This window comes from Bradyrhizobium sp. Kon10, assembly GCF_055807395.1.
This window is the reverse complement of record NZ_JBVVOZ010000070.1, coordinates 1-5,739: the sequence shown is the minus strand read 5'-3', so window position 1 is coordinate 5,739 and position 5,739 is coordinate 1. Positions and strand designations below refer to the sequence as shown.

The window sequence follows — 5,739 nt, the reverse complement described above, 5'->3', positions numbered from 1 at the left end:
GTTCGCGGTCTTGTGCACCCAGCAGCGCTGCTCGCGCGTTTTCGGCCAGACCTCGCCGGCAGCTTTCCAGAAGCCGAACGCTCCATCGGCGATGACGAGCCGCGGAGGCACGGCGAGCCCGCGCCGCTTCAGATCAGGCAGCAGATCGCGCCAGTCGTACGCGCTCTCGCGGGCACCATTGGTGAAGCCGACCAGTTCCTTACGGCGTTCCGGCGTCGCACCGATCAGCACCAGGATGCACTGCTTTTCGTCTTCGAGCCGCGCCTCCAGATGGATGCCATCGGCCCAGATGTAAACGTAGCGCTTCGCCGACAGATCACGCCCCTGCCACGCGGCGTGTTCGTCGATCCAACCGTCCTTCAGCCGACCGATGGCGGATGCCGACAACCCGGCAGCATCCTTGCCGAGCAGCGCCGCCAGCGCCTCCGAGAAGTCGCCGGTGGAGATACCCTTCAGGTAAAGGATCGGCAGCAGCGTCTCGATCGATTTCGAGCGGCGCATGTAGGGCGGTAGGATCTTCGAGGTGGTGCCGACCGAACGCGGAGAATTGACGCGATAAAAGCAAATGCACTCTTTCACTCACCGCGATGTAGAAGGATGACCATTACCTCTCCGTGGTGCCACGACCTTGGCGGAGACCGTGGTCCTCGAGTCGTCGGAGCGAAGGGGTATCGGCGCTGGCCCATAGCCGACGAATCCAAGCCATAGTAACGACTGCCTTATGCGACCATAGCGGGCCATAGCTGGCATGCTCTGTTTTGTATGCCCCTGCTGTGCCCTCCGTGAAATTCCTTGCACAACAGAGCTGGGGATGTGGAGGGAAGGGTCTGATATCCGTTTCTCTTTTTCAAAAGAGCGTGTGCCCCAGTCGATGTGGGGCACATGCCGAGGGAATGAGAGAACTAACCACTTGGATAAAAGGGGCTAATGGTGGGCGCACAAGGGATCGAACCTTGGACCTCTCCCGTGTGAAGGGAACGCTCTCCCGCTGAGCTATGCGCCCGGGACCATCATGCAGGCGGTCGGACTTTGGGCCGGCCGGTGCATCGGAGCCCGCGATTTAGAAGTGCGGGCCAGAGCTGTCAAGTTTTCAGGCGCCCTGCGGCCTGAAAACCTTAGCGTTGCCACGCAATTTGCGGGGCAACCGCGTTTCGGGCCTTACGCGCCCTGCTGGCGGGCGCGGGAGGCGTGGGCCTGGAGCGCGCGGATGCGCTCGGCCAGCGTCCCGCCGCCCTCGGGCAGGCTGGGCGCCGCAGCGCCATTGGTCGCAGCGTCGTTGGCCGGGCGGGGCGCCGGCCGTGGCGGCTGGCCGGCTTCGGCCGCAAGCAGGGCCTCGATCGGCGAGTTCGGGCCTTCGAGCTGGATCGCGAGCTTGGCCACCTCGGCTGCGATGTCGTTGATGCGTTCGCGCAGCAGCGCGTTCTCCATGCGCTCGGTCGCCCACGAGCTTTCCGCCTGCTGCTGGATCGCGTTGATGTCGCGCTGGAGCTTCGCGCGCTCGTCGCGTGCGCTGCGCAGCTGCTCCTCCAGCGCGGCCTTTTCCGCGCGCAGCGTTTCGACCATGGCGGACGACTTGCCGCCGCTCAACGCGGCGATCTCGACGCGCAGCTCCTTGATGGTGCGCTCGTTACCGTCATTGACCTGGCGAAGCTGGTTGTTCTCATAGTCGCGCTCGGCGAGCAGCTTGCCCTGCGTGGCGAGGCGGCCTTCGAGATCGGTGACGCGGGCAGACAGCATCTCCGCCTCCTTGACCTGCACGATGAGCTGGCGATCGAGCTCGGTGACGCGCTGGCTCAGATTCTCGACCCGGCCGCGCGCGTCCGAAAGCTCGCGCGAGGCGGTCTCGGATTCGGTGCGCTCCTGCGCCAGCCGCGCCTGCGTCGCGGCAAATTCCTTCTCGGCGTCGCCGACCCGGTTCTTCAGCTCCTCGATCTGCGCGCGCACCACGACCAGCTCGACCTGACGGCTCTCCGCCATCATCGAGCGGTCGGACAGTTCGGAATTGATTTTTGCGAGCTCGCCCTGCTTGTTGCTCAGCGCAATCTCGGCCTCGCGCAAGGCCGCGGTCTTGGTGTTGAATTCCTCCTCGGTGGCGCGGAGCTGCTCCTTCACAGCCTTCTCGCGCGCCTCCAGCGCGAAGATCGTGGCGTTCTTCTCGCCGAGCTCGATCTTCATGCGGTTGATGGCGTCGCTCTTCTTGCCGAGTTCGGCAAGCTGGCTGGTGGTCTTGTTCTTGAGCTGGTCGACGCTCATCTCGAGCCGCCGCGCCGACATGGCGAATTCGGCGCGGAGCTGGTCCTTGTCGGCCTGGATCTCCGCCATCGACAGCGGGGTGGCGGCCTCGAGCCGGCGCGTGGTCAGGCGCACCGCACGGTTATGCACCAGCGGCACGATCGCAAGCCCGCACAGCATCGAGAGCAGGAAACCGATCGCCAGGTACATGATCGGTTCGACCATGGGCCAGAACTCCCAGAGCTAAGGAAAAATTTACCAACGACATTGCATGCGAGGCCGGCAAAAAGCCAGCCCCGACACGTCGTTAACCTTGATCCGTCGCCGGAAGGGAAAGCGCGGAAGCTAGAATGGGTTCCAGGTCGCGCGCGGGGTGAATTTCAAATAGCCGATATTGGCTCCCAGCCGCAGGCCGAGGCCCGAGCGGATCGGCACCAGCACGATGTTGTTGGACGTCAGCGCCGTCATGCCGAAGCCGCCGATGATATAGGCCGAGCCGTCGATGCCGGCGAAGCGCTGGTAGATCGCGTTGGTGGCAGGCAAATTATAGACCAGCGTCATCGTGCGCGCGCCGTCACCGCCCCAGTCGAAGCCGAGCGACGGGCCCTGCCAATAGACGCGCAGGTCGCCGGCGTTCTTGGTGTAGAGCGTGCCTTCGCCGTAGCGCAGGCCGGCCACGAAGGCGCCGGAGCCTTCCTCGCCCAGGATATAGCCGTTCGGCAGGCCCCATTGGCTGACCGCCTTCTCGATGATCGAGGCGAGCCCGCGCGAGACGTTGCCGAAGAAGCGGTGGCCGGCGTTCACGAGTTCGTCCGGCCCATAGGTGTTGGGCGTCGGGCTCCGCTGCGGCGGCGGCAGATCGGGCGGCGGGGCCGCCGTCTGGGCGGAGGCCGGCACGATCCAGCCGATCAGCGCGGCAAGCGCGACCGCAGCGAGACGTGATGCGAAAGTCATAAAAGAACCCCTGGTATCGAACTCGGTCGCTTCCCTTAACCTGACGCCAACAGGCACGCTCTAGGTTGCACCGAATGTCCCCTCGACTCGAAATGTTATCCGCAGCAACTATGACGGCAGAACGGCAGGAAGATAGCCCTTTGCGCCCCGGAATTGCCTTGATCGGCCCTCTGGTCTGCCTGCTGGCGGGCATTTGGATCGCCTGCGCCGGGGTGCCCGCACAGGCGGCCACCACCGAGCGGATCGTGGTCAATCGCTTCAGCGGTGTGGCCATCGAAGGTTTCGACCCCGTGGCCTATTTCGTCGATGGCGGCGCCATGCAGGGGACGGCCGAGTTCGAGGCGAACCTCTGGGGCGCGGTCTGGCGCTTCCGCAACGAGGGCAACCGGGCTTCTTTCCTTGCCCATCCCGAGGTTTACGGGCCGCAATTCGGCGGCTACGACCCCGCCGATATCGCCCGCGGCGTGGTCACCGCCGGCAATCCGCGCTTCTTCGTGATCGCGGCGCAGCGGCTCTATCTGTTCAGCCGGGAAGATAACCGCGACGCCTTCGCGGCCGATCCGGAACGCTTCCTGTATGAAGTCGGCAAGCGCTGGCCGGCGCTTGAGGACAAGCTCAGTCAGTAGGGCTCTATCGCCTCCGGGTCGCCCCAGGCGATGAACTCCGGAACGATGAAGCCGGTGTCGCGACGCTCGCCAAATCGGAGCTCGCCACCCTGGCCGTCGGTCACCCGGCCTCCGGCTGCCGTCACGACGGCGCAGCCGGCTCCGACGTCCCATTCGCAGGTTGGCCCGAAGCGGGGATAGATGTCGGCGCTGCCCTCCGCGATCCGGCCGAATTTGACGGCCGAGCCGACGGTCCGCCTTACGGCGTGATGGCGGCGATCGATGAACGCCTCGCTCTTGCTGTCGCCGTGCGAGCGGCTCACGGCCGCGATCCAGGGCTCGCCCTGCTTGGGCAGTTTGCGGGTCCGGATCGGTTCGGCGGGGCCGATGGTCGCGCCGTCAAAGCTCACGCGTTCGGCGCCACGGCCGACAATGCCGCGCCAGAGCAGCCCAAGCGCCGGCGCGCTGACGATGCCGAGCAGCGGCACGCCCTGAGTGACGAGAGCGAGATTGACGGTGAACTCGTCGCGGCCGGCGACGAACTCCTTGGTGCCGTCGAGCGGATCGATCAGGAAGAAACTGTCGCGGAACGGCGGCGAGGCGAGCTGGCATCGCTCCTCCGAGAGCGACGGCACGTCGCCCGCGATCCGGGCCAGGCCCTCGGCGATTATGCGGTCGGCGGCGAGGTCGGCCTCGGTCACCGGCGAGCCGTCCTGCTTGCCCTCGACCCGCATCGCCGCCCGGTTGACCGCGAGGATCGCCTCACCAGCCTGCACCACCAGCGCCGTGAGTGGCGCCATCAACCGGGATGCAGCCTCGTCGTCGATGATCCTCACCTGCATGCCTCATTCATCGGCAAATCTCATCTCTCTCGGTTGATTCGCCCCGATCGCTCGCCGGAGCTTTATGGCCGCTTCGAACCTATCGCAAGCTAGCTGCCACGGGCTGGCGAATGTTAGAACCTGCGGCATCCGTCAAGCATGCGTGATTCGCCGCGTCCGCGCCGTGCAATTCCAGGAACCCTTTATGTCTGACGCTCCGTCACCCGCTACCGCTTCTGCTCCCGATATGCTCGAACTCGCCGCACTGCTGTGCTCGCGGGTCTGCCATGATCTCATCAGCCCGGTCGGCGCCATCGTCAATGGGCTCGAGGTGCTCGACGACGATCCCAAGCCCGAGGACCGCGAATTCGCGCTCGATCTCATTCGCAAGAGCGCCAAGACCGCATCGGCCCGCTTGCAGTTCTGCCGTCTCGCCTTCGGCGCAGCCGGCTCCTCAGGCGCGCAGATCGACCTCGGCGACGCGCAGACCATGGCGCGCGGTCAAATCGAGGACGGCAAATGTACGATCACGTGGAATTTGCCGCGGCTGCTGCTGCCGAAGAATCGCGTCAAGCTGCTGCTCAACATGCTGATCGTCTCCCAGCATACAATCCCGCGCGGCGGCACGCTGATAGTTGACCCGATCGGTGAGGGCGAGACCATGAGCTTCCGCATTACCGCGGCAGGCCACAATGCGCGCTTGCCGCAGAACATTGCCGAACTGCTGAGCGGCGAGCGTGGTCCGGCTGCGGACGCACACGCGATCCAACCTTACTACACGCGGCTTCTGGCGCAGGCCTGCGGACTGGCCGTGACGCTCAAGCCTGAAGGCGAAGCCATCATCATTACCGCTTCGTAGACGCGCGGTCCTCAGAGAGTTAATCGATTCTTTACAAGGCGCTTCGGCTTGTCCGGAGCGCCTTATCTCTTTGTTGGTTCCGTTCTTTTGCACATACTCAACCAATATTAAACGCTTTGCGGTGAAGCTGGCCCCATTCTGAAAGGCGCATCACGCGGCGTGCGCGCCCTCCCTGTATGAAGGCCTGTTTTCATGGATGATCTGTTGCGGGAGTTTCTGACGGAGACCAGCGAGAGCCTGGACACGGTGGACAATCAGCTGGTGAAGT

General features: G+C 64.7%; 5 protein-coding genes, 1 tRNA gene and 1 pseudogene. 2 read left to right on the top strand and 5 right to left on the bottom strand.

The features are described 5' to 3' along the window. From AC0L2O_RS35930 to AC0L2O_RS35915, 4 genes and pseudogenes are all read right to left on the bottom strand, one after another. Positions 1–555, bottom strand: a pseudogene (locus AC0L2O_RS35930) (IS256 family transposase); the annotation flags it as partial. Positions 556–928: 373 nt separating this feature from the next. Then, a tRNA-Val gene (locus AC0L2O_RS35925) sits at positions 929–1,003 on the bottom strand. Between the two features lie 155 nt (positions 1,004–1,158). Next, positions 1,159–2,457 (bottom strand): hypothetical protein, encoded by a 1,299-nt coding sequence (locus AC0L2O_RS35920; protein WP_473373086.1) that lies wholly within the window; start codon positions 2,455–2,457, stop codon positions 1,159–1,161. A gap of 120 nt (positions 2,458–2,577) precedes the next feature. Then, entirely contained in the window at positions 2,578–3,186 is a 609-nt protein-coding gene (locus AC0L2O_RS35915) for a DUF1134 domain-containing protein (RefSeq protein WP_369726154.1), read from the bottom strand. A gap of 140 nt (positions 3,187–3,326) precedes the next feature. Here AC0L2O_RS35915 and AC0L2O_RS35910 point away from each other — a divergent pair, with 140 nt between their 5' ends. Beyond that, on the top strand, positions 3,327–3,812 hold the full coding sequence (locus tag AC0L2O_RS35910; protein WP_473373087.1) for a YHS domain-containing (seleno)protein: 486 nt from the start codon (positions 3,327–3,329) through the stop codon (positions 3,810–3,812). On the opposite strand, the gene AC0L2O_RS35905 is transcribed toward AC0L2O_RS35910, so the two are convergent. Then, a complete protein-coding gene (locus AC0L2O_RS35905) occupies positions 3,806–4,633 on the bottom strand; it encodes a 3'(2'),5'-bisphosphate nucleotidase CysQ family protein (RefSeq protein WP_369726153.1) in 828 nt (275 codons plus the stop codon). The two genes, AC0L2O_RS35910 and AC0L2O_RS35905, sit on opposite strands and share 7 nt — an antisense overlap. Positions 4,634–4,817: 184 nt before the next feature. Here AC0L2O_RS35905 and chpT point away from each other — a divergent pair, with 184 nt between their 5' ends. Further along, a complete protein-coding gene (chpT, locus tag AC0L2O_RS35900; RefSeq protein WP_369726152.1) occupies positions 4,818–5,471 on the top strand; it encodes a histidine phosphotransferase ChpT in 654 nt (217 codons plus the stop codon). Positions 5,472–5,739: the final 268 nt, after the last annotated feature.